Source organism: Pseudomonas sp. 21LCFQ010 (assembly GCF_024129905.1).
Lineage (GTDB): Bacteria > Pseudomonadota > Gammaproteobacteria > Pseudomonadales > Pseudomonadaceae > Aquipseudomonas.
Map to the genome: position 1 here is coordinate 52,106 of NZ_JAMYDZ010000010.1, position 20,109 is coordinate 72,214.

A 20,109-nucleotide genomic window follows, 5' to 3' on the forward strand; every position below is an offset into this window, starting at 1 on the left:
CCCCTTACTTGATCACTACAATGCACTTGGACGGATACAGCTCGCATTTTTCAAGGCTATATTCGGCAGGCGTGAAGACCTCCTTGAACGCCAGCGCCTCGCCCGGGGATTCAGGCCAGGTCAACTCATCCATAAGCAGCACGCTGCCAGACACCAAATGCGGTTTTATCGCTTTCAGCGCCGCCAGCGTCGGCTCGTACAGGCCCATATCAAAATAAGCAAAAGCAATGATGGCCGACGCATTGGCCTTGAAGTAATCCGGTGCGGTCTGACACACATCACCTGCGACCAATTGATGTACGCCGCGCTTATGACCCAGCACGTTGTTGCCTTCATGAACCTGCAACAGCTCACTAAGATAATCTTTATAACTAGACTGCGTGGAATAAGAATTTTCCACCCACACGCCACTCTCTTTGCGATCCTTTTCGCCCGGCGCAGAATAACCTTCAAAGGTATCAAAGCCGACAATCTGGCGCTGCTTGTTAAACGGCTCATACATAGCGCGCAGATTCTCAAGCAGCACTAGATTGTGTCCATACCAGGTACCGAACTCGCAAATCATGCCAGGAAGATGTTTGAATCGTTTGTACAGATCGCTCAGCACAATGAACTTTACCAGCACTGAACTACGCGTATACAAACCGATATTAAACAACACATCGTCATCCGACAACGGGCTATTCAGGTACATGTCACGCAGCTTCTCGCGGAATGCGTACTGCAAATCCGACGCCGTAGACTCGAGCTTGTAGACATCGTCTTGAACCTGTTCGTTACTCATCATCACTCCACTGGGCCAAGCCGAAGCCACTGGTCCCGAAACGGTTGCCGTTGTACAGCATGTATTTTTGAGAATTAATTTCGAAGATGAACGGGTAGCACGTCATCAGCGAATCCCAGCCTTCAGCAGAAGGTGCAATGCCGTCATCGTCATGACGGACCCAGGCCTTACCATCAACCGACTCGGCATAGCGGATCCGATAAGAGCCCGCGCCGTTACGGTAATCCTCAGAAGCGCGGGAGCAAAACCACATTTTGAACATCCCGCCTTCCTTGATCACACAAGGACGGGAAAAAGCTTCGGTCTCGAAACGAGACTCAAGACACTGTTGCGTAAAACGGACCCAGTCATAACCATCTCTCGACTCGGCATACTTGATCACATAAAGCGGCTCGTACTTACCACTTACCTCCAGCCAGCGAATACCGGAGACATACCACATTTTCCACAGTCCATCGTCAAGCAAGACCGTAGGTGTCACAGCCAAATAAGGCTCGGTAGCAGTGCGATCCATGATCGGACCTTCGAACACTTTATCGAAGTGCAGGCCGTCGTCATCAGACACCGCAACCCCCATGGCATTGTGGTAAGGCACGGTTAAACGTTGATTCCAGCCGCTGTAGTACAGATAAGTGCGACCGTCTTTTTGTACCGCATAACTTGGCATTACACCCTCATCATCGAAGGTGCCAGGAACGCCAAAACCAAGGCATGGCTCGCGATGACGGGCCACGACCTTGCGTGGATCCTGCTTGTCCAGATCGACTGCATAACACAGGCTTTTACCCTGCGTATTGCGGGTAGAGATAAATACCCGCACAACATCTTCGAGCACAAGTGCCGTAGGCACCTGAGCATGAGAGCCAATCCAGTCTATATCCGGGTCAAAAATTCTACCGAGTTTCTTCCAGGCCATGCTCTACCTAAAAATCCAGGTCCTGACTGCTTTTCACCGCGCGCGCCGGGGCGCCGATATATAACTGCCAAGGTTGAGTGTCTTTAGAAATCAGCGCCCCCATAGCCACACAGGTGCCCTCGCCGATCGTACAATTATTGGTAATGGTCGAATTAACGCCGAACCAGGCATAAGAATTGACCAAGCAATGCCCAGACAGAACGACATGGGACGTGAAAAATGCATGATCACGGATTTCACCATGATGACCGATATGGTTACCGCTCCACATGACCACATTGTTGCCGATGGTGGTGAACGGCTGCAGGGTATTGTCTTCGAGAATGAAACAATTCTCGCCGATCACGTTGTCATTTACCGTCGCCTGAGGGCTGACATAGGAGATAAAGTCATAGCCTTTTTCTTTACCTTGAAGGTAAACCGACTCCCGCTGACGGTTCATCTTGCGACCGGTCATCGGCGCGAACAGTTTGTACTCAGCACAGGGAAAATACTCATGGAGAGACTCGAACGGCACGACCGGCAGCCCCTCGAAATACCTCGATTCGGGGAGATAACGCTCGTTGACAGTGAAGCCGACGACGTCTACCGATGGGTCTTTTTTTAGGTAGTAGTGCGCCAACTGTGCTGTATCGAGTACTCCAAAAATGACAACCTTTTGCATCATGGCACCCTGAGCATTCGAGAGTGAGTCAGGTCAAAACGACGTGAGAGGTACGCTGTGTATAATGATTTCCACGATAGCACTTCCGCTGACGTAACGAAAAGGGAACGGGGAAGATGGGAAAGATTCTTGATCGAGATCAAATCCGCTTTTATCGCGAGCAGGGTTATCTGATAGCCGAGGACATTTTTGACCCTCGATCCCTGGACGAAACTCTTACCCATTTTAATCTGGCGTTCGCCCAGCAGTTGGAGCGCTTGGCTCTGCCTGTCGCCGCTGGCACGACCCTTGACTCCCTGCACCAGAACATGATCACCGTGTTTGGAGCAAGCGTGGAGCTCTATCTCGCAACCTTGCGCATGTGCTCCAAACTCTATGGGGTTTACCAACTGATGACTACGGAGCGATTGCGAGATGTGACCGCCGACCTGGGCATCACCACCCCACTGTTCCAGACCACCCCGGTGCTGCACCTGATGTCCAAGAAACTCATAATCCCCGGGGGGTATCAAGGCTTTGATGCCCATCAGGACTGGACATCGGTGCAAGGCAGCCTGGACACCATTACCACCTGGATTCCGTTCATGGATATTGATCCGCACTTGTTCACCATGGAAGTAATACCAAAGAGCCACCTTCTAGGTCTGCTTAGCGGTGCGCAAGAGCAGCACGTTCTCAAGGTCAGCGACACACATTTCACAGAAGAAGACTTCGTTCCTATCTGTGTCGGCAAGGGGGGCGTTTGCTTGATGTCGAATTTTACGATTCATCGCTCGTCCCGGGACGGAGATGAACGCATTAGAATTTCAGTCAGCGGGCGCTATGAGAATGCCAGTGAACGGTCATTTGTAGAGCGTGAATATCCATTTACCCAGCACAAGTCCATGCAGCGCGGCTTTATTACCGAAAATTTCCCAAGCGTCGAACAGGTCCGTGCCATGTATGCCCGCGAGGGCGAGTAATCAGCCGTTTCGCCCCCCATACTCACAGGCGTTGCACAGGAATCACAGCGACGCCCCACCCACGAGCATTGAGGTTTCCGTCATAACTCTCAACCCAAATCCACCGTGACCCTTCCTACAGCCTGAACCACCTCAATGGCCCCATTGCGAATATCGATGATCGCGGTGTCGGCCTGCTCGGCCATCAGCAGGCCTTGCTCGGCCTTTGTCCGACTGGATTGGATGTCTTCGACCGCCTTGTCAGCCAGGGTCTTGTTGTGCTGGACAATCTGGACGATTTCACCGGTGGCCGCGCTGGTGCGCCCGGCCAGTTGACGCACCTCATCGGCCACGACTGCAAAGCCCCAACCTTGCTCACCGGCACGCGCAGCCTCGATAGCCGCGTTGAGGGCAAGCAGATTGGTCTGCGAAGCAATCGCGCTGATCTTCTCCACCATGCTGCTGATCAGCAACGACTGGTCGCCCAAAGCCTGCATGCTGGCGGTCGCCGATTGCATCTGACCGGCGATGGATTTCATGGTTTTGATGGCCTGCTGTACGACCTCAGTACCCTGCGCGGCGCGGGTCTCGGTCTGGCGCGAAATATCGTAGGCGATCTGTGCAGCGCTTTTGACCTGTGCCTCGCGGCTCACCTGGTCGGTCACGACGCTGGCGAACTTGACCACTTTGTACAGCCGCCCTTCAGCGTCATAGACCGGATTATAGGAAGCCTCCAGCCAGACCGGATGACCACGATTGTGCAGCCGGCAAAACCGGCCCGCCACGTATTCACCCTGCCGCAGCCTTTCCCAAAACGCCACGTACTCGGCAGAGGCGGCATAATCCGTTGCGCAGAAGATCCGGTGATGACGTTTCTGGATCTGCGCCAGCGAATACCCCATGCTCTGCAGGAATTGATCGTTGGCGGTGATCACGGTGCCGTCGGCATTGAACTGGATTACCGCCGTGGACCTGAGCAGCGCCGCCAGGATTTGCGAATGATCGCTGATCTGCTCGACCATGTCGGTGATAGCCGAACCGTAACCCTGCACATGTTCGAGACGGCCCGCATCGTCATACACCGGCAGCCAATGCAGGCTCAGCCAGGCCGTGCCGCCATCGGTGCGTATAAACCGGTAACGATCATGCACAGGCTTTGACAACTTCAGCGCGTCTTCCAGCGCTGCGAAGAGCCTCGCGGTGCTGCCTGAGGTTGGCATGAGCTGCTGCAGACTCTGGCCATGCAGCCGCTCAGGCACGCGCCCCAGCGAATCGGCAAATGCGCTGTTGAATGCCATGACTTTCAAATCCGGACCCAGGCGCACTGAGAGCATGCCCGCATCCAGCTGTGCGCCAAGTTGCTGTAACTGCCGTAACTGGTTATCGCGCTTTATCAGCTCTTGTTTCAAGCGTCGGTCGAACATACTCACACCTCGCAATGGTTACGGCGAATGAGCCACCGGCAGAACCTGCCAAGTGGTCACTCAAGGGCGCCCTTGTTCTGTTTCAAGGCATCAAGCGCCAGCAACTGAACGCTGGATCGCGCCAGAATCGAGACACATAACGACTCGACGTCATCCAGCACCGTCTTCAGGGCATTCAAACGACCACGCGCTGAATCGAACTCGCAAAACACCCGACTGATGATCAACAGTCTCTGACGAACGTCGTCGATCAACATGCCGGTCAGCCCCAGAACTCTTCTGACGCCCTCCTCGACGACCGCAATAAGCCTCAACAACTCGCCCTTGAGATGAACACAGGACGGGTCACTCAAACTGCTCGCATTGGCCTGGGGCCCGCCCATCAACCGATCTGTGCTGGCCAGCAGCGACTTGGCAATGTCAATGGCGCAATCGACCTGGTTGATCTTCAGTAACATGCATGACACTTGACCTTTCAGATGCGCGACACCGGACTCCAGATCGGCAACGGCTGTCGCTATGCTGTGCCTCATGGCACCTCCCTGCTCTATCGCGATGGTTTCTACAGCGGTATGAGCGATAGCAGCCGAACGCTCAGCACACCTGCATCTTGAAGTTGTCTTTACCGGCACTCTTGGCCTCGTAAAGTTTGCGATCAGCGCTTTTGAGCACGTGCGAGACATCCGCCCCCCGCTCGAAAGACACCAGGCCCGCACTCACGGTGAACCTGCAGGGCAAAAAGTCGCAGCCGCGCACCGCCTGCAGCAGGCGCTCGGTATAAGCGACGGCCTCCTGGGTATTACGCGTATCGAGCAGCACACCGAACTCCTCGCCACCAAGGCGCCCATGACAGTGACTGCCTTGCACCTGATCCAGGCAACGCGCCAGGGCACACAGAACCTGATCACCGACGTCATGCCCCCAGCCATCGTTGACACGCTTGAAGTTATCGATATCAATCATCAGAAAGCACCCGCCCCGCACGGACAGCGCCAGGCGCTCGAAACGCGCCATGAACGCACGACGGTTGTAGATACCGGTCAGATAGTCGGTTTCAGCCATGACCCGATACTGTTGCTCGGCCGCCAAAATGCTCCTCAGAGAATCCATGAACGAATAATTGTTAAGCCCACCCAACGCGACGGAAAACAGGGCAAAGATAACGACATACAGATTGGCGTCCGGCACCGCCAAGGGTGGGACGGGCCAGATAATCAACCAGGTCAATAACGCAGTGACCGTGTAATCATGAGGACTGCGTATCAGCAACGAAGCGCCCAATACGGCAATGACTGCAAAAGCCAATGAAAACGCCTGATACAGCTCGGGGTGCGAAACAAATAAAAACTTGTAAGATGCAGAAAACACCAGAACAAATATCACACCCGCCAGCCGCCAGACTTTATCGCTACGGGTAAATGTCTGGACAAGACTGATGGCAATCATCAGAAAAAACAGCAGGAGCGCCTCGATCACTGTCTGACGGGAGTAAATGACCCACTGCACCACACACCAACTGGAAATCGCCAGACACTCCGCACGCACAATACCGCCATGCAACACCGTTCTGATTCGCCTGTCTTGAGTTCGCTGCAACTTTACCCTGCTCCATGTTGGTCTTCATGTGCCTCCTTATTGGCCGGTGTGCTGTTCACCCAGCCGGATGCTTACTCGGGTAATAGCGAAGTTGATCAGCATCATTTTTCGCACCAACTGCATGAAGCTTTCCGACAGTTCCAAGGTGCTCTTGGCCGTTGTGAAATAGCCCTTCGTTTCACCCTCCCTCACCAGCCTGATCAAATGAGTGCTCGACACCGCAAGCCCGGCAGACATTTCTCCGTAGCTCGACCTTTTGCAACCCGACCCGGCCTTGGCCTGCTTTTCCAGCGCCTCGACGAACAGGGCCAGCATCGGCATGTGCCCGCCGTCGCGATTAATCAGCCAGCGGCTTTCCGGCAGCAGCATGTCAAGGGTGATGTCAGCATCCAGAATCCGCTTGAAGCCGCGAAAGAACGCCTCTACCGTTCGTCCACTGACCTTTGCAGAGCCATCACAGGTATCGGTCATACCGAGCGCCGGAAAGTAATAGGCACTGACGATATTGACGGCCTCAGCCATGGCCCGCACAGAAGGCCTGTAAATCCTGAGCCGTCGATCATCCGGGTGATGCGTCACCTCCATGTAACCGGAAATAATGAAAAAGGAGAAATACGACTCCAGGCTGTTTTTGGACAGGTAACCACGCTGCAAACACAACTCGCGAACCTTTGACAGCGAAGGAAGATGCTCATCGTAATAGTTGGTCAACATGGCCAACACCACCATAAACCTGTCAAATTTCAGAACATTCTTATAAAAGAACGGCCGAACTTTATAGTACTGCCCCAGATACTGATAATGCTGCTTGATGAGCGAATCAATATTACCTTGGGCATACAGTTCATCTACCTCAGCCTCCAGGCAGGCTCTTAATTGCGCGCCATCCATAAATAACCTTGCCCACAATCAGGGTTTAAATGCGTGGATCGTCAGACAATACCGGGCCCATGGTAACCGATTTGATACCAGACATATTTCCACCCCAAAAATGTTTTACATCATCCGGGCGAGTGGTAGATAAAAATGATATCTCTGGATCCAATCAAGCCGCTATACCCTTAACTTGTTAATGGGTATGGCAAACCAATTAAATTTATATGATGTCTGACGCAGTTGTAGGATAACTGCCAAGATCTATACAAACGGCAACCGGCTGAAATCAGCAGACCATGCCACGCGATACAGTTGGCTGATACCGGGCCAAGGATGATGCTCAAAAGCATGCAGCAGCAGTGAAACGAAAAAGCCCCGCAGATTTTCATCTGCGGGGCTTTTCGTTGTATGGCGGAGAGATAGGGATTTGAACCCTAGGTACTGTTGCCAGTACAACGGATTTCGAATCCGTCCCGTTCGACCACTCCGGCATCTCTCCAATGGCGCGCATCATACCAGCTTGATCGTAGTTGTCGAGACATTTCTACAATTTTTTTCGTGGTATCAAGCGCTTGCAAACTTACAGTGGCACGCCCAGACGCTGCGCGACTTCTTCATAGGCTTCGATGACGTCGCCCAGCCCCTGACGGAAACGGTCTTTGTCCATCTTCTTGCGGGTTTCCTTGTCCCACAGGCGGCAGCCATCAGGACTGAACTCGTCGCCCAGCACGATCTGGCCGTGGAACACACCGAACTCCAGCTTGAAGTCGACCAGCAGCAGGCCAGCGTCGTCGAACAGCTTGCTCAGCACTTCGTTGACCTTCAGCGACAGCTCTTTCATGCGCGCCAGTTGCTCGGCGGTGCCCCAACCGAATGCCACCACGTGAGATTCGTTGATGAACGGGTCACCCTTGGCGTCGTCCTTGAGGAACAGTTCGAAGGTGTAAGGCTCAAGCTTCAGGCCTTCTTCAACGCCCAGACGCTTGACCAGGCTGCCGGCAGCGTAGTTACGCACGACGCACTCGACCGGGATCATGTCGAGCTTCTTGACCAGTGCTTCGTTGTCACCCAGCAGCTTGTCGAACTGGGTCGGCACGCCGGCCTCTTCGAGCTTCTGCATGATGAAGGCGTTGAACTTGTTGTTCACCATGCCTTTGCGGTCCAGTTGCTCGATACGCTTGCCGTCGAACGCCGAGGTGTCGTTACGAAACAGCAGGATCAAACGGTCGGCGTCATCGGTCTTGTAAACCGATTTGGCTTTACCGCGGTAGAGTTCTTCGCGCTTTTCCATGATGGGCTCCGCTTGCTAATGATTGGGCTAGGCGATCTGTCGCCAGTCGAGCCCACAATCTTGATCGGCCAGTTGCAGCCAGTCCGGGTCGCACCCGAGGGTATCGACGAAACATTGCCGGGCCAACTGCGGCCGGTTGTTCTTGCTGCTCAGATGGGCCAGCACCAGGTGTTGCAGTGTCTGCCATCCCAGCTCGCTCACCAGGCTCGCGGCCTGATGATTGTTCAAATGTCCTGTGTGGCCTCCCACCCGCTGCTTGAGAAAGACCGGATAAGGCCCTCTGGCAAGCAGATCGCGGCAATGGTTGGCTTCGATCATCAGGGCATCCAGGCCCTGATAGCGTTGCAATACGTCCGTGCAATATGACCCCAGGTCGGTCAGCAGGCCAAAGCGCCGCTGCCCGTCGCTGAAGACAAACTGGGTTGGCTCCAGCGCATCGTGGGCGACCGACACCACGTCGATGTCCAGCGCGCCAATGCGCAGCGACTCGCCGGCGCTGAGCAGTGCCGCGGCCTCCACAGGCTTGCGCATGCCGCGCAACGTCCCGCGACTGAGGTACACCGGCACATTGTAGCGCCGAGACAGCAAACCCACGCCATGCACATGATCGGCATGTTCGTGGGTCACCAGAATCGCACTGAGCTGTTCTGCAGCGACGCCCAGCCGGGCCAGGCGTCGCTCGGTCTCACGCAGCGAAAAGCCGCAATCGACCAACACATAAGTATCGTGGCTTGCGACCAGCGTGGCATTGCCACGACTGCCGCTGCCGAGGACCGCGAAGCGCACTTAGCCCAAGTGATCCTGAATGATGCTCAACACGCGACGCGCCACATCGGCAGGTGCCACGGTGTTGATGTTCTTCTCGACCGTCACCTGGACGCTGTCACCGACCTTGCTCAGGCGCACCTGATAACGCTCGGCACGCGCTTCAAGCTCTTCCTTGGTCGGCTTGCTGCCGAACAGACCACTGAAGAAGCCACCGGATTCGTTTTCAGGCGTCTTGGCCCGCTCTGCCAGGTTGATGTAATACAGACCCAGGCTGCGGTTGATGTCTTCAACGCGCCAGTCTCCCTGTTCCAGCGCACGACCGACACTGGACCAGGCACGATCAAGGTCTTCACCCACATTCAGGACCGGGTTACCGCTACCGTCCGAGCCCAGGGCCACGCGGCTCGGGGCATCGTAGTCACGCGCAGCGAGCAGCGACACCGAACCGCCCTGCCCGGCATTGCGGTTCAGGCTGGCCAGCAGGTCGTCGGTCAGCGAAGCGTCAACGCCGAGGTTGGCGCTGCGCGCCGGAAACTCGACATCGCTGGTGCTGCCCGCGGCACGGGAAACGCTGACCACGTAGATTTCACTGGTGTTGCGCTGCACGCCAGGCTCGATACGTACCCGTACGCGGGTTTCGCCGTCAGCGGGGCTACCACCACCGGCCAGACGACGAGCCACCGAAGCCGAGAGTTCGTCGCCACGCTGCCAGCTTGTGGTGAACTCACCGGTCTGCGGGCGCTCTTCAGCGATCCGGAAACCATTGTCTTCGAAGTACTGGTGCGCCACCGGCCAGACTTCGGCCGGCGGGCGTTGGGCCAGGATCGAACGTGCTTCGCCGTTACGCTGCAGGCTGAAATCGCCGGCCTCGGCCAAGGAAGTGCTCAGCGGTTGCGGACGCGGCACGACGTATTCACCTTTGTGGGTGCTATCGGCAACGTTGCGCGGAATCGGCAGCAGCGGATCGAGGCGCTTGGCACCACTGATATCGGCTGGCACCTGCATCGGTGCTGTCTGGGTCGCTTCCAGGTAATCGCTGCCGCGATCACGGAAGTAACCGTCTGGGCCCCATACCCAGCCACAACCACTGGTGCTGGAGATGATCAGGGCAAGTGCGGAAAGTCCGGCCAATCGCTTCATTGCGTTGTACTTCCTCAATTAAACCAGTACGCCGGCCTGGCGCAGGGCCTGGCGCAGCGGCTCGTGACAGGACTGGCTGAGCCAGGTCAGTGGCAGGCGGATACCGCTCTGCATCAGACCCAGCTCGGTCAGCGCCCACTTCACAGGGATAGGGTTGGATTCGACGAACAGGGCGTTATTGAGCGGCGCGAGCTTGTCATTGATGGCCCGGGCGGCGGCGGCATCGCCTCGCAGGGCGGCGGCGCACAGGTCGCTCATGGCCCGTGGCGCAACGTTGGCAGTGACCGAGATATTGCCTTTGCCGCCGAGCAGCATCAGTTCTACCGCCGTGGCGTCGTCACCGGAGTAGACCAGAAAATCACTGCTGACACCGGCCAGGATGTCCTTGGCGCGCTGCAGGTTGCCGGTGGCCTCCTTGATACCGATGATGTTCGGCACGGTCGACAGGCGGATCACGGTCTCGGCCTGCATGTCGCAGGCGGTGCGGCCAGGGACATTGTAGAGGATCTGCGGGATATCGACGGCGCGGGCAATGTGGCTGAAATGCTGGAACAGGCCTTCCTGGGTAGGCTTGTTATAGTACGGCACCACCAGCAGGCAGGCATCAGCGCCGGCATTCTTGGCATTGGTGGTCAGTTCCACCGCTTCGCTGGTGGAGTTGGCGCCGGTTCCGGCGATCACCGGAATGCGCCCGGCCACCTGGCCGACCACGCGACGAATCACTTCGATGTGCTCGTCTACGCTCAGGGTCGCCGATTCGCCGGTCGTACCGACCGCGACAATGGCGTTGGTGCCCTCTTGCAGGTGGAAGTCCACCAGTTTGCTCAGGGCGTCCCAGTCCAGACTACCTTGTGCATCCATGGGTGTGACGAGTGCCACCATACTGCCCGCAATCATGCAACCGCTCCTGCCGGAAAAAGAGAGCCGTAATGGTACTGGCGCCATCAGCCTTGTACAAGCGAACTCCGGCGCTCTGAGCATTCCCCTTGGCGAAGGATTTCGCTACCCTTCACCCTTTGCTCAGTATCGTTCGTCTGCGCTCGGCGACCAATCGCCCGGTTTTGCCCCTGACAGCCCTGTTCCAGCGCGTTGCGACCCTGCCACGGCTGGCCAGGCCAGGAAGGTTCGGAACACCAGCGGAGCAGACCATCCCTGCCAGCGGCTCGAAAAGGCCCGGAAGATACCGACCGTTCATCATCTAGGAATGCTGCATGTCCTCCACCCCCCCGGTTCGCGAACAATTTCTTGTCATCAGCGCCCTAGGCGCCAACCCTATGGAACTGGCCAACATTCTCTCCCGCGCCAGCCATGAAAACCGTTGCGCGGTGGTCAGCTCGCGCCTGACCCGGCATGGCGAGTTCAGCGCCCTGGTGCTGCAGGTGTCCGGCAGCTGGGACGCTCTGGCGCGCCTGGAAGTCGCGCTTCCCAACCTGGCCAAGAAACACACTTTCACCATCAGCGTGGTGCGCAGTGCCGCTCTTGAAAGCCGTCCCGAGGCACTGCCGTACGTTGCCTATGTCAGCTCGGCCTATCGCCCGGACATTATCAATGAGCTGTGCCAGTTCTTCATCGACCACAACGTCGAGCTGGAAAACCTCACCTGCGACACTTACCAGGCACCGCAGACCGGCGGCACCATGCTGAATGCGACCTTTACCGTAACCCTGCCGGCAGGCACCCAGATCAGTTGGCTGCGCGACCAGTTCCTGGATTTCTCCGACGCCCTGAACCTCGACGCGCTGATCGAACCATGGCGCCCACAAGCCCCAATGTAAGGAATGCCTGATGGCCGTTGCAGTAGACCAATCCGTTAGCGATTTCCAGGTAGCCGCCACTGGCGGTCAGACCGTCAGCCTGTCCGGCCTCAAGGGACGTCAGGTGGTGATCTACTTCTACCCCAAGGACAATACCCCTGGCTGCACCACCGAGGGCCAGAACTTCCGTGACAGCATGGCGGCATTCGAAGCCGCCAACACCCTGGTGTTCGGCGTATCGCGTGACAGCCTCAAGACTCACGAGAACTTCAAGGCCAAGCAGGCATTCCCGTTCGAGCTGATCAGCGACAAGGATGAAGCACTGTGCCAGTTGTTCGATGTCATCAAGCTCAAGAAGCTGTATGGCAAGGAGTACCTGGGAGTGGATCGCAGCACCTTTCTGATCGACAAGGGTGGCGTGCTGCGCCATGAGTGGCGCGGCGTGAAAGTGCCCGGCCATGTAGAGCAGGTGCTGGCCAAGGCTCAAGAGCTGAATCAGGCCTGATTGCGCATTATGAACCCGGGCAGCGCGCCCTGCGCCGCCCGGAATACCCTACAACATCGGTGCCACAACAGGCTCCTGGCGCGGCCAGGCATCGAGCACGGCTTTGAACAGGGTGGCCAACGGAATCGCGAAAAAGATCCCCCAGAAGCCCCATAGCCCGCCAAACAGCAACACGGCGCAAATGATTGCCACCGGATGCAGGTTTACCGCCTCGGAGAACAGCAGCGGCACCAGCACGTTGCCATCGAGCGCCTGGATGATCCCGTGAATGGCCATCAGGTAGATGAACTGATCCCCCCAGCCCCACTGGAACAGGCCGATCAATGCCACAGGCACGGTGACGACCACAGCGCCAACGTAGGGCACGACCACCGAAATGCCCACCAGCATCGCCAGCAGCGCCGCGTAGTTGAGCCCCAGCGCGACAAACGCCACGTAGGTCACCCCACCGCAGATGACAATCTCGATGACCTTGCCACGGATGTAATTGGCAATCTGCCGGTTCATCTCTCTGGCCACCCGGGTCAGCAGTGCCCGCTCACGCGGCAGATACCCCCGCGCCCAGCGGCCCATCTGATGACGGTCTTTGAGGAAGAAGAACACCAGGATCGGCACCAGCACCAGATAGATCATCAGGTTGACCAGCAGCGGCAGGCTGGACAATGAAAAGGTCAGTGCCAACTGGCCGACCTTGCCCACCTCACCCCGCGCCACCTCGATTGCCTGCAACACCTGCTCATCGGATACCAGATGCGGATAACGCTCAGGCAGCAACAGCAGCAGCGACTGCCACTTGGCGAGCATGCCGGGCAACTCATTGAGCAAGGTAATCAACTGATGCCACAGCAGCGGCACCAGGATCAGCAAAAACACCAGCAAACAACCGATGAACAAGGTGAACACCAGACTCACCGCTACGCGCTCCGGGATGCGCAAACGCATCAAGAGCCCGACCTGCCCCTGCATCAGAAACGCCAGTACCAGCCCGGCCAGGACCGGCGCAAGCATCCCGCCCAGGGTCAGAATCAGGGTGAAGGCCAGAGCCAACAGAACCGCCAGCACCACCGCCTCTTCATCAGAAAAGTAGCGCTGCATCCAGTCTTGGAGCACCTTGTACATCAAACGTCCTTTTGAAGAAAAACGGCCAGCTACGCTTTGCGCAACCAGTAGGTATAGACCCCCGCGTCGCTCTGCTCATGCAACAGCTGATGACCGGAGAGCCGTGAGAAACTGCGAAAGTCACGCTGGGAGCCGGCGTCGGTGGCCAGCACCTTGAGCACCGCACCACTGACCAGGCGGTTGAGTTCCATCTTGGCCTTGAGCAGCGGCAATGGGCAATTGAGCCCGCGTGCATCCAGTTCAGCATCACAGTTTTCGGGGACTACAGCTTCAGACATCGTTTCTCTCCAGCCAGGCACATCGTTGTGGCAAAAAGTAATCAGGATGTTTCATACATGGCTTGAAGAATACCGCACTCTGGTCAGCAAGCCATTGAGGCAGCTACAGTAGCTGCACATTTACCCAGAGCTTCGTGCATGAATTTTCTGCGTCCTACACTGCTCACCCTCGCCTGCCTGCTGGCCACTCCGGTCATGGCCGATGACCTGCCCTCGCTGGGCGACTCCAGTTCGTCCATCGTCTCCCCGGAACAGGAACATCAATTGGGGCGGGCATGGCTGGGCATGTTGCGCTCGCAGGTCGATCAGCTTTCCGACCCGCAACTCAAAGACTTCGTCGAGTCCTCGGTCTATAAACTGGCCGAGACCAGCCAGGTCCAGGACCGGCGCCTCGAATTCATCCTGATCAACAGCAACCAGCTCAACGCCTTCGCCGCCCCCGGCGGAATCATTGGTGTCAACGGCGGCCTGTTTCTGCACGCCCAGACCGAAGGCGAATATGCCTCAGTCATGGCCCACGAACTGGCCCACTTGTCGCAGCGCCACTTCGCCCGTGGTGTCGAGGCCCAGCAACGCATGCAGGTGCCGGTAATGGCCGCGATGCTGGCCGGTATCGTCATGGCTGCGGCCGGCGCCGGGGATGCCGGCATGGCCGCGATTGCCGGATCACAGGCCGCAGCGATTCAGGAGCAGCGACGCTTCTCGCGCCAGAACGAGCAGGAAGCCGACCGCATCGGCATCCTCAATCTGGAAAAAGCCGGCTACGACCCGCGCAACATGCCCACCATGTTCGAACGTCTGATGCGCCAGTACCGCTTCGATGCGAGGCCGCCAGAGTTTCTCCTGACCCACCCGGTCAGCGAGTCACGTATCGCCGACACCCGTAACCGCGCCGAACAGGCCGCGTCCGGCGGCAAGGAAGACAGCCTGCGTTATCAACTGATGCGTGCCCGCATCGCCTTGATCTATGAAGAAACCCCAGGCATTGCTGCCAAGCGCTTCCGTGCCCAGCTCAGCGAAAACCCGAAGTCAGACTACGCTCGCTATGGCCTGGCAATTGCCCAGATCAAGGGCGGCCAGCTCAACGAAGCACGCGAAGGCCTCAAGCCGCTGCTGGACAAGGCACCTAACGACATCACCTTCAACCTGGCCCAGATCGACCTGGACATCACCAGCAACCGCCTCGCCGAAGCTCAGCAGCGCGCAGAGCGCCTGCTGACTCAATACCCTGGCAACTACCCGCTCAATCAGGCGCGTATCGACACCCTGCTCAAGCAAGGCAAAAACGCTGAAGCCGAAAAAGCCCTGGATGCCTTGCTGAAAAACCGTCCGGTCGACCCGGACATCTGGTATCAGGTGGCCGAAGCCCGTGGCCTGACCGGCAATACCGTCGGCCTGCACCAGGCCCGCGCCGAGTTCTTTGCTCTGGTCGGCGACTTCCGCCAGGCCATCCAGCAACTGGACTTCGCCAAGCGTCGTTCCAGCAACAACTTCCAACTGGCGTCACGCATCGACGCCCGCCAGAAAGAACTGGTCGAACAGGAACGTCTGGTCAAAGGCATGATGTAACAATCGAGGGCAGCGCAAATAAAAAAGCCCGGCAGCGATGCCGGGCTTCTTATATCCACTGCCTCAAGCGTTGCCCGCCTGCTTCAGACGGGCAGCCTGGGTGAAGTCCAGCATGCGCTGCAACGGGCGTACGGCATGCGGAATCAGGGCCGGATCGACAAAGATCTCGTTGCTACCGTCCTGCAGGCACTGCAAGGTACGCTCCAGGGTATTCATGGCCATCCACGGACAATGCGCACAGCTGCGGCATGCCGCGCCGTTACCGGCGGTGGGCGCCTCGATGAAGATCTTGTCGGGGCACACCTGCTGCATCTTGTAGAAAATGCCTCTGTCAGTGGCAACGATAAAAGTCTTGTTCGGCAGACGTTGCGCGGCAGCGATCATCTGACTGGTAGAACCGACTGCATCGGCCAACGCAATCACCGCTTCCGGCGACTCCGGATGCACCAGCACTGCCGCCTCAGGGTACAGCGCCTTCATGTCCTCAAGCTGCTTGGACTTGAACTCTTCATGGACAATGCAGGCACCGTCCCACAGCAGCATGTCAGCGCCGGTCTCGCGCTGGATCCAGCGCCCCAGATGCTTGTCCGGTGCCCAGATGATCTTCTCGCCGTTATCCATCAGGCTTTCGACGATTTCCAGCGCACAGCCGGAAGTCACCACCCAGTCAGCGCGAGCTTTAACGGCTGCCGAGGTATTGGCATAAACCACCACCGTACGGTCAGGATGCTTATCGCAAAACGCCGAGAACTCATCGACAGGACAACCCACATCCAGCGAACAGGTTGCCTCCAGGGTCGGCATGAACACGCGCTTCTCCGGGTTGAGGATCTTGGCTGTCTCGCCCATGAACCGCACCCCGGCAACCAGCACGGTGCTGGCAGGGTGGTTATTGCTGAAACGCGCCATCTCCAGAGAGTCCGCCACACACCCGCCGGTCTCTTCGGCCAGCGCCTGAATAACCGGGTCGCAGTAATAATGCGCAACCAGCACCGCATCACGCGCTTTGAGTTCGGCAGCGATCTGCGCACGGTAGTGGGCTTGTTCTTCGAGGCTCAACTCTCTTGGCTGCTTGGCCGCCAGATGGGCCTGCACCAGAAAGCGTTCGGAAATCTGCGTCATGTTGGCTGGACCTGAGTGCGCGGTGGCGCGTAATGCAAGTTTACACCCGAAAGGCATGCGAAAAAAAAGCCGGCGCCCCGTAGATCTGGGAGCATCCAGCTCTTGAACACAACCTCAAGCCCTGCGGCCTGAAGCGGGCAGATTCTAACCCTAATGAACGGTATCAGCACAAATATTTAAACTGCCAAATCCGCTAATGATTACTATTTAAATAAAGTTCAAAAGTGCTCGGTCGTTGAGCCAAAACAAGCAGTGCCGCAAATCTTGCCCGACAGAAGATCAAAAATTATTTAAGCAGCCAAACGCAAAAACCCTCCACTAGGGAGGGTTTCTGCGTATATATGGTGGGTCGTGTAGGATTCGAACCTACGACCAATTGGTTAAAAGCCAACTGCTCTACCAACTGAGCTAACGACCCGTTGGATGGCGCGTATATTACTGATTTTTCACAGTAATTCAACACCTTCCGATAAAAAAATTAAAAATAATTGGTTGGGTCATTCACACCGGCCGCAGCGAAGCCTTCTGCACGCAGGCGGCAGCTATCGCATTTACGGCAGGCACGGCCCTGATCATCAGCCTGATAGCAGGAAACCGTCAGCGCATAATCCACACCAAGTTCCGTCCCCGCCTTGATGATGTCAGCCTTGCTCAAGTTTTGCAGCGGCGCACGGATGGTAAAGCCTTGCCCTTCTACACCGGCTTTGGTCGCCAGGTTGGCCAGGCGCTCGAAGGCTTCGACGAACTCGGGGCGGCAGTCGGGGTAGCCGGAGTAATCCACCGCGTTGACGCCGATGAAGATGTCCCGCGCCTCCAGCACCTCGGCCCAGCCCAGCGCCAGCGACAGGAACACGGTGTTTCGCGCCGGCACATAGGTAACCGGGATACCTTCGGTGGGCGCCTCGGGCACATCAATGCTGCTGTCAGTCAGGGCCGAGCCGCCCATGCCGTCCAGATTCAGACCGATAACCTTGTGCTCGATGGCACCCAGGTCTTTCGCCACACGTGCAGCTGCATCGAGCTCGGCGCGATGGCGTTGGCCATAATCAAAGCTCATGGTGTAACAGGCGTAACCTTCGGCGCGAGCCATAGCCACAACCGTGGCCGAATCCAGGCCGCCAGACAGCAGGATGACCGCTTTCTTGTCACTCATTGCTTTCTCCTCTCAACGCCCGGGCTCATCGTCCCAAAGCAGCTTGTGCAATTGCATCTGCATACGCACCGGCAGATTATCTGCGACGATCCAGTCCGCCAGATCACGCGCTTTCAACTGATGGTGACTGGCCGAGAACAGGACTTCGCTCACTCGCTGATCAAGCCGGTACTGAATCAGCTTGGACACCGCCCAGTCGTAGTCTTCCCGAGAGCAGAGCACAAACTTGACCTGATCATTAGGCGTCAGCAACTCGATGTTCTCGTAGCGGTTACGCGAGACTTCCATCGAGCCCGGGGTCTTGAGATCCACAACACGACTGACACGGGTGTCGACTGCCGAGATATCAAGCGCCCCGCTGGTTTCCAGAGAGACGTCATAGCCAGCATCACACAGGCGCTTGAGCAGCGCGATCGCATTGGGCTGGGCCAGAGGCTCACCGCCGGTCACGCATACATAGCGCGGTCGCCAGGTTGCAACCTGTTCGACAATGGCGTCCAGCGTCATGATGGTGCCGCCGCTGAACGCATAGGCGCTGTCGCAGTACTGGCAGCGCAGCGGGCAACCGGTCAACCGCACAAATACAGTGGGCAGCCCGGACGTGCGGGTTTCACCCTGCAACGAGTGAAAAACTTCGGTGATACGTAATGTGTCTTGCATGAGAGCCACGGGCGTAACAGCTAAACAGGCCGTCCGCCTCCGTCAGGCACTTCAGGACACCGCGCAATCACGCAATGCCATGAAGCGAAACTAATGATGACCGATATTTCGGGTGGGCGATTCTAACGAAAAAAGCCGCGACAGGCGCGGCTTTTCTGGACAACTGTCAGGTTTGGCTCAAAGACGCTGAAGGTCACGCTGCGCCAATTGAGCAGCGGAAGTACCCGGATACTGGGCTACAACCTGCTGCAAAATACCTTTGACCTTGTCGGTATGACCCAGGCGACGCTCGACATCTGCCAGCTTGTAAAGCGAATCGGGCACTTTACCGTGCTTGGGGTACAGCTGACTTACCTTGGCAAATGCCTGACCGGCACCTTGCAGGTCACCCTTGGCCAGGTTTACCTCACCCAGCCAGTACTGGGCGTTGCCCGCGTAAGTGCTGTTGGGGTATTTACGCAGGAATGCGGCAAGTGCCTGACTGGCCTTGTCGAAATCCTTGGCTTTGACCAGATCCAGGGAAGCGTCGTAGTAGAGCTTCTCTTTGGCCGGGTCTGGCGGCTCGGTGCCAGCCGTCGGAGCCTGGGCTGCCGGGGCCGATGGTGTACCGCTGGCGTCGATTGCGCCGCCAGCCGGTTGGGAATTATTGTTCGCCGCAGCAGAAGCGCCACTGACGATACGCTGGTCCAGGTCCTGATAACGCTCCAGAGCTTCCTGCTTCATGCGCTGGATGTCATTCTGCTGAACTTCGACGATACCGCGCAAACGCGATATTTCTTCCTGCATCTGTTGCAGCTGCATGAACAGCTGACCCTGCGCCGAAGGCGCGGCCGAAGCCTCGCCTCCGACGTAGGCGCCGGACGTGCCATAACCCGCTGGCGGATAACTGCTGCCAGAGCCAGAATTGTCACCGACTACAGGAACCGCACCCCATGCAGTAAGCGGCAGGGTGAGGGCCAGAACGGTTAGAGCACGACGGCAAGTCATATCGAATTACTTACGCAGTTCGACGCGACGGTTCTGAGCCCACGATTGCTCGTCGTTGCCGGTAGCAACTGGACGCTCTTCACCGTAGGAAACCAGCTCCAGCTGAGCTGGAGACACGCCCTGCAGAACCAGGTAGCGTTGAACGGCTTTCGCACGACGCTCGCCCAGTGCCAGGTTGTATTCACGAGTGCCGCGCTCGTCGGTGTTACCTTCCAGAACGACGCGAGCGCCGTTGGCTTTCAGGTCCTTGGCGTGAACGTCCAGCGCGCGCAGGGCTTCTTGCTTCAGGTCCGAGCTGTCGTATTCGAAGTAGAAGGTGGTGATTGCGCGCAGAGCAGCTTCTTCGCTCAGGCTGCCGTCGACAGCACCAGAGTTGGCGCCGTAACCAGCGTTAGGATCAACTGCACCACCAGCGCCGGCATTGTCGCCGCCTTTGGAGGAACAACCTACAGCTACGGCCATGGCCAGAGCCAGCGCAGCAAACTTACCAAACTTCAGCATTTCCATCTTGAAACTCCTAATGAACCCCAGTGTGTTAAGCAAAAACTTGTGTAGCGCCGCG

The 20,109-nt window shown here is 57.3% G+C and carries 22 protein-coding genes and 2 tRNA genes; 4 read left to right on the forward strand and 20 right to left on the reverse strand.

Features of this window, described 5'->3' with window-relative positions; translation table 11 throughout:
* Positions 1-4: 4 nt before the first annotated feature.
* The 3 genes from NJC38_RS13675 to NJC38_RS13685 are packed head-to-tail and all read right to left on the reverse strand — an operon-like array spanning position 5 to position 2,364.
* Positions 5-784, reverse strand: a complete 780-nt coding sequence (locus tag NJC38_RS13675; RefSeq protein ID WP_253115171.1) for a TylF/MycF/NovP-related O-methyltransferase — start codon at positions 782-784, stop codon at positions 5-7.
* Positions 777-1,700 carry a hypothetical protein gene (locus NJC38_RS13680; protein WP_253115172.1) on the reverse strand — a complete coding sequence of 308 codons (924 nt, stop codon included), beginning with the start codon at positions 1,698-1,700 and terminating at the stop codon, positions 777-779. The genes NJC38_RS13675 and NJC38_RS13680 overlap by 8 nt, the downstream gene beginning before the upstream one ends.
* A 7-nt stretch (positions 1,701-1,707) precedes the next feature.
* Positions 1,708-2,364, reverse strand: a complete 657-nt coding sequence (locus NJC38_RS13685; RefSeq protein WP_253115173.1) for an acetyltransferase — start codon at positions 2,362-2,364, stop codon at positions 1,708-1,710.
* 116 nt (positions 2,365-2,480) lie between these two features.
* Here NJC38_RS13685 and NJC38_RS13690 point away from each other — a divergent pair, with 116 nt between their 5' ends.
* Positions 2,481-3,326 carry a phytanoyl-CoA dioxygenase family protein gene (locus tag NJC38_RS13690; RefSeq protein WP_253115174.1) on the forward strand — a complete coding sequence of 282 codons (846 nt, stop codon included), beginning with the start codon at positions 2,481-2,483 and terminating at the stop codon, positions 3,324-3,326.
* Between the two features lie 89 nt (positions 3,327-3,415).
* Here NJC38_RS13690 and NJC38_RS13695 read toward each other — a convergent pair whose 3' ends face one another.
* The 9 genes from NJC38_RS13695 to dapA all read right to left on the reverse strand — a co-directional run bounded on the left by NJC38_RS13695 (position 3,416) and on the right by dapA (position 11,297).
* Positions 3,416-4,729: a PAS domain-containing methyl-accepting chemotaxis protein gene (locus NJC38_RS13695; RefSeq protein ID WP_253115175.1), complete on the reverse strand. Its 1,314-nt coding sequence runs from the start codon at positions 4,727-4,729 to the stop codon at positions 3,416-3,418.
* A gap of 56 nt (positions 4,730-4,785) precedes the next feature.
* Positions 4,786-5,187, reverse strand: a complete 402-nt coding sequence (locus tag NJC38_RS13700; RefSeq protein ID WP_253115176.1) for a hypothetical protein — start codon at positions 5,185-5,187, stop codon at positions 4,786-4,788.
* A 136-nt stretch (positions 5,188-5,323) separates the two neighbouring features.
* Positions 5,324-6,325 (reverse strand): GGDEF domain-containing protein, encoded by a 1,002-nt coding sequence (locus tag NJC38_RS13705; RefSeq protein WP_253115177.1) that lies wholly within the window; start codon positions 6,323-6,325, stop codon positions 5,324-5,326.
* A 36-nt stretch (positions 6,326-6,361) separates the two neighbouring features.
* A complete protein-coding gene (locus tag NJC38_RS13710; protein WP_253115178.1) occupies positions 6,362-7,216 on the reverse strand; it encodes a hypothetical protein in 855 nt (284 codons plus the stop codon).
* A gap of 394 nt (positions 7,217-7,610) precedes the next feature.
* Positions 7,611-7,700 (reverse strand) — tRNA-Ser (locus NJC38_RS13715).
* A gap of 81 nt (positions 7,701-7,781) precedes the next feature.
* Positions 7,782-8,492, reverse strand: coding sequence for a phosphoribosylaminoimidazolesuccinocarboxamide synthase (gene purC, locus NJC38_RS13720; protein WP_045488992.1), 711 nt, complete (start codon positions 8,490-8,492; stop codon positions 7,782-7,784).
* Between the two features lie 27 nt (positions 8,493-8,519).
* Positions 8,520-9,278, reverse strand: a complete 759-nt coding sequence (locus NJC38_RS13725) for an MBL fold metallo-hydrolase (RefSeq protein ID WP_253115179.1) — start codon at positions 9,276-9,278, stop codon at positions 8,520-8,522.
* Entirely contained in the window at positions 9,279-10,400 is a 1,122-nt protein-coding gene (gene bamC / locus NJC38_RS13730; RefSeq protein WP_045488989.1) for an outer membrane protein assembly factor BamC, read from the reverse strand.
* 18 nt (positions 10,401-10,418) lie between these two features.
* Positions 10,419-11,297, reverse strand: a complete 879-nt coding sequence (dapA, locus tag NJC38_RS13735; protein ID WP_045488987.1) for a 4-hydroxy-tetrahydrodipicolinate synthase — start codon at positions 11,295-11,297, stop codon at positions 10,419-10,421.
* A 314-nt stretch (positions 11,298-11,611) separates the two neighbouring features.
* On the opposite strand from dapA, the gene NJC38_RS13740 reads away from it, so the two are divergent.
* Positions 11,612-12,175, forward strand: coding sequence for a glycine cleavage system protein R (locus tag NJC38_RS13740; protein WP_045488985.1), 564 nt, complete (start codon positions 11,612-11,614; stop codon positions 12,173-12,175).
* A gap of 10 nt (positions 12,176-12,185) precedes the next feature.
* Positions 12,186-12,659: a peroxiredoxin gene (locus NJC38_RS13745; RefSeq protein WP_253115180.1), complete on the forward strand. Its 474-nt coding sequence runs from the start codon at positions 12,186-12,188 to the stop codon at positions 12,657-12,659.
* A gap of 48 nt (positions 12,660-12,707) precedes the next feature.
* Here NJC38_RS13745 and NJC38_RS13750 read toward each other — a convergent pair whose 3' ends face one another.
* Together NJC38_RS13750 and NJC38_RS13755 are read right to left on the reverse strand one after the other, a co-directional pair.
* Positions 12,708-13,778: an AI-2E family transporter gene (locus NJC38_RS13750; RefSeq protein WP_045488982.1), complete on the reverse strand. Its 1,071-nt coding sequence runs from the start codon at positions 13,776-13,778 to the stop codon at positions 12,708-12,710.
* A 29-nt stretch (positions 13,779-13,807) separates the two neighbouring features.
* Positions 13,808-14,056, reverse strand: a complete 249-nt coding sequence (locus tag NJC38_RS13755) for a sulfurtransferase TusA family protein (protein ID WP_045488980.1) — start codon at positions 14,054-14,056, stop codon at positions 13,808-13,810.
* 138 nt (positions 14,057-14,194) lie between these two features.
* Between NJC38_RS13755 and NJC38_RS13760 the strand changes: the two genes are divergently transcribed.
* On the forward strand, positions 14,195-15,625 hold the full coding sequence (locus NJC38_RS13760; RefSeq protein WP_045488978.1) for a M48 family metalloprotease: 1,431 nt from the start codon (positions 14,195-14,197) through the stop codon (positions 15,623-15,625).
* A 63-nt stretch (positions 15,626-15,688) separates the two neighbouring features.
* On the opposite strand, the gene nadA is transcribed toward NJC38_RS13760, so the two are convergent.
* The 6 genes from nadA to pal all read right to left on the reverse strand — a co-directional run bounded on the left by nadA (position 15,689) and on the right by pal (position 20,054).
* Complete coding sequence (nadA, locus tag NJC38_RS13765) at positions 15,689-16,747, reverse strand: quinolinate synthase NadA (protein ID WP_253115181.1); 1,059 nt, start codon at positions 16,745-16,747, stop codon at positions 15,689-15,691.
* A gap of 342 nt (positions 16,748-17,089) precedes the next feature.
* A tRNA-Lys gene (locus NJC38_RS13770) sits at positions 17,090-17,165 on the reverse strand.
* A gap of 60 nt (positions 17,166-17,225) precedes the next feature.
* Positions 17,226-17,900 carry a 7-cyano-7-deazaguanine synthase QueC gene (gene queC / locus NJC38_RS13775; protein ID WP_253115182.1) on the reverse strand — a complete coding sequence of 225 codons (675 nt, stop codon included), beginning with the start codon at positions 17,898-17,900 and terminating at the stop codon, positions 17,226-17,228.
* Between the two features lie 12 nt (positions 17,901-17,912).
* Positions 17,913-18,560: a 7-carboxy-7-deazaguanine synthase QueE gene (gene queE / locus NJC38_RS13780; protein ID WP_045488972.1), complete on the reverse strand. Its 648-nt coding sequence runs from the start codon at positions 18,558-18,560 to the stop codon at positions 17,913-17,915.
* Positions 18,561-18,737: 177 nt separating this feature from the next.
* Positions 18,738-19,547 carry a tol-pal system protein YbgF gene (ybgF, locus tag NJC38_RS13785; protein ID WP_253115183.1) on the reverse strand — a complete coding sequence of 270 codons (810 nt, stop codon included), beginning with the start codon at positions 19,545-19,547 and terminating at the stop codon, positions 18,738-18,740.
* Positions 19,548-19,553: 6 nt separating this feature from the next.
* Positions 19,554-20,054, reverse strand: coding sequence for a peptidoglycan-associated lipoprotein Pal (gene pal, locus NJC38_RS13790; protein WP_045488968.1), 501 nt, complete (start codon positions 20,052-20,054; stop codon positions 19,554-19,556).
* Between the last annotated feature and the right edge of the window lie 55 nt (positions 20,055-20,109).

Bases quoted from the DNA above. Each gene is read 5' to 3' on its own strand.
- NJC38_RS13740 (WP_045488985.1), top strand. From the start codon at position 11,612: ATGTCCTCCACCCCCCCGGTTCGCGAACAATTTCTTGTCATCAGCGCC.
- queC (WP_253115182.1), bottom strand. From the start codon at position 17,900: ATGAGTGACAAGAAAGCGGTCATCCTGCTGTCTGGCGGCCTGGATTCG.
- NJC38_RS13750 (WP_045488982.1), bottom strand. From the start codon at position 13,778: ATGTACAAGGTGCTCCAAGACTGGATGCAGCGCTACTTTTCTGATGAA.
- bamC (WP_045488989.1), bottom strand. From the start codon at position 10,400: ATGAAGCGATTGGCCGGACTTTCCGCACTTGCCCTGATCATCTCCAGC.
- NJC38_RS13690 (WP_253115174.1), top strand. From the start codon at position 2,481: ATGGGAAAGATTCTTGATCGAGATCAAATCCGCTTTTATCGCGAGCAG.
- pal (WP_045488968.1), bottom strand. From the start codon at position 20,054: ATGGAAATGCTGAAGTTTGGTAAGTTTGCTGCGCTGGCTCTGGCCATG.
- nadA (WP_253115181.1), bottom strand. From the start codon at position 16,747: ATGACGCAGATTTCCGAACGCTTTCTGGTGCAGGCCCATCTGGCGGCC.
- NJC38_RS13700 (WP_253115176.1), bottom strand. From the start codon at position 5,187: ATGTTACTGAAGATCAACCAGGTCGATTGCGCCATTGACATTGCCAAG.
- NJC38_RS13755 (WP_045488980.1), bottom strand. From the start codon at position 14,056: ATGTCTGAAGCTGTAGTCCCCGAAAACTGTGATGCTGAACTGGATGCA.
- purC (WP_045488992.1), bottom strand. From the start codon at position 8,492: ATGGAAAAGCGCGAAGAACTCTACCGCGGTAAAGCCAAATCGGTTTAC.
- NJC38_RS13680 (WP_253115172.1), bottom strand. From the start codon at position 1,700: ATGGCCTGGAAGAAACTCGGTAGAATTTTTGACCCGGATATAGACTGG.
- NJC38_RS13760 (WP_045488978.1), top strand. From the start codon at position 14,195: ATGAATTTTCTGCGTCCTACACTGCTCACCCTCGCCTGCCTGCTGGCC.
- queE (WP_045488972.1), bottom strand. From the start codon at position 18,560: ATGCAAGACACATTACGTATCACCGAAGTTTTTCACTCGTTGCAGGGT.
- ybgF (WP_253115183.1), bottom strand. From the start codon at position 19,547: ATGACTTGCCGTCGTGCTCTAACCGTTCTGGCCCTCACCCTGCCGCTT.
- NJC38_RS13685 (WP_253115173.1), bottom strand. From the start codon at position 2,364: ATGCAAAAGGTTGTCATTTTTGGAGTACTCGATACAGCACAGTTGGCG.
- NJC38_RS13675 (WP_253115171.1), bottom strand. From the start codon at position 784: ATGAGTAACGAACAGGTTCAAGACGATGTCTACAAGCTCGAGTCTACG.
- dapA (WP_045488987.1), bottom strand. From the start codon at position 11,297: ATGATTGCGGGCAGTATGGTGGCACTCGTCACACCCATGGATGCACAA.
- NJC38_RS13695 (WP_253115175.1), bottom strand. From the start codon at position 4,729: ATGTTCGACCGACGCTTGAAACAAGAGCTGATAAAGCGCGATAACCAG.
- NJC38_RS13710 (WP_253115178.1), bottom strand. From the start codon at position 7,216: ATGGATGGCGCGCAATTAAGAGCCTGCCTGGAGGCTGAGGTAGATGAA.
- NJC38_RS13745 (WP_253115180.1), top strand. From the start codon at position 12,186: ATGGCCGTTGCAGTAGACCAATCCGTTAGCGATTTCCAGGTAGCCGCC.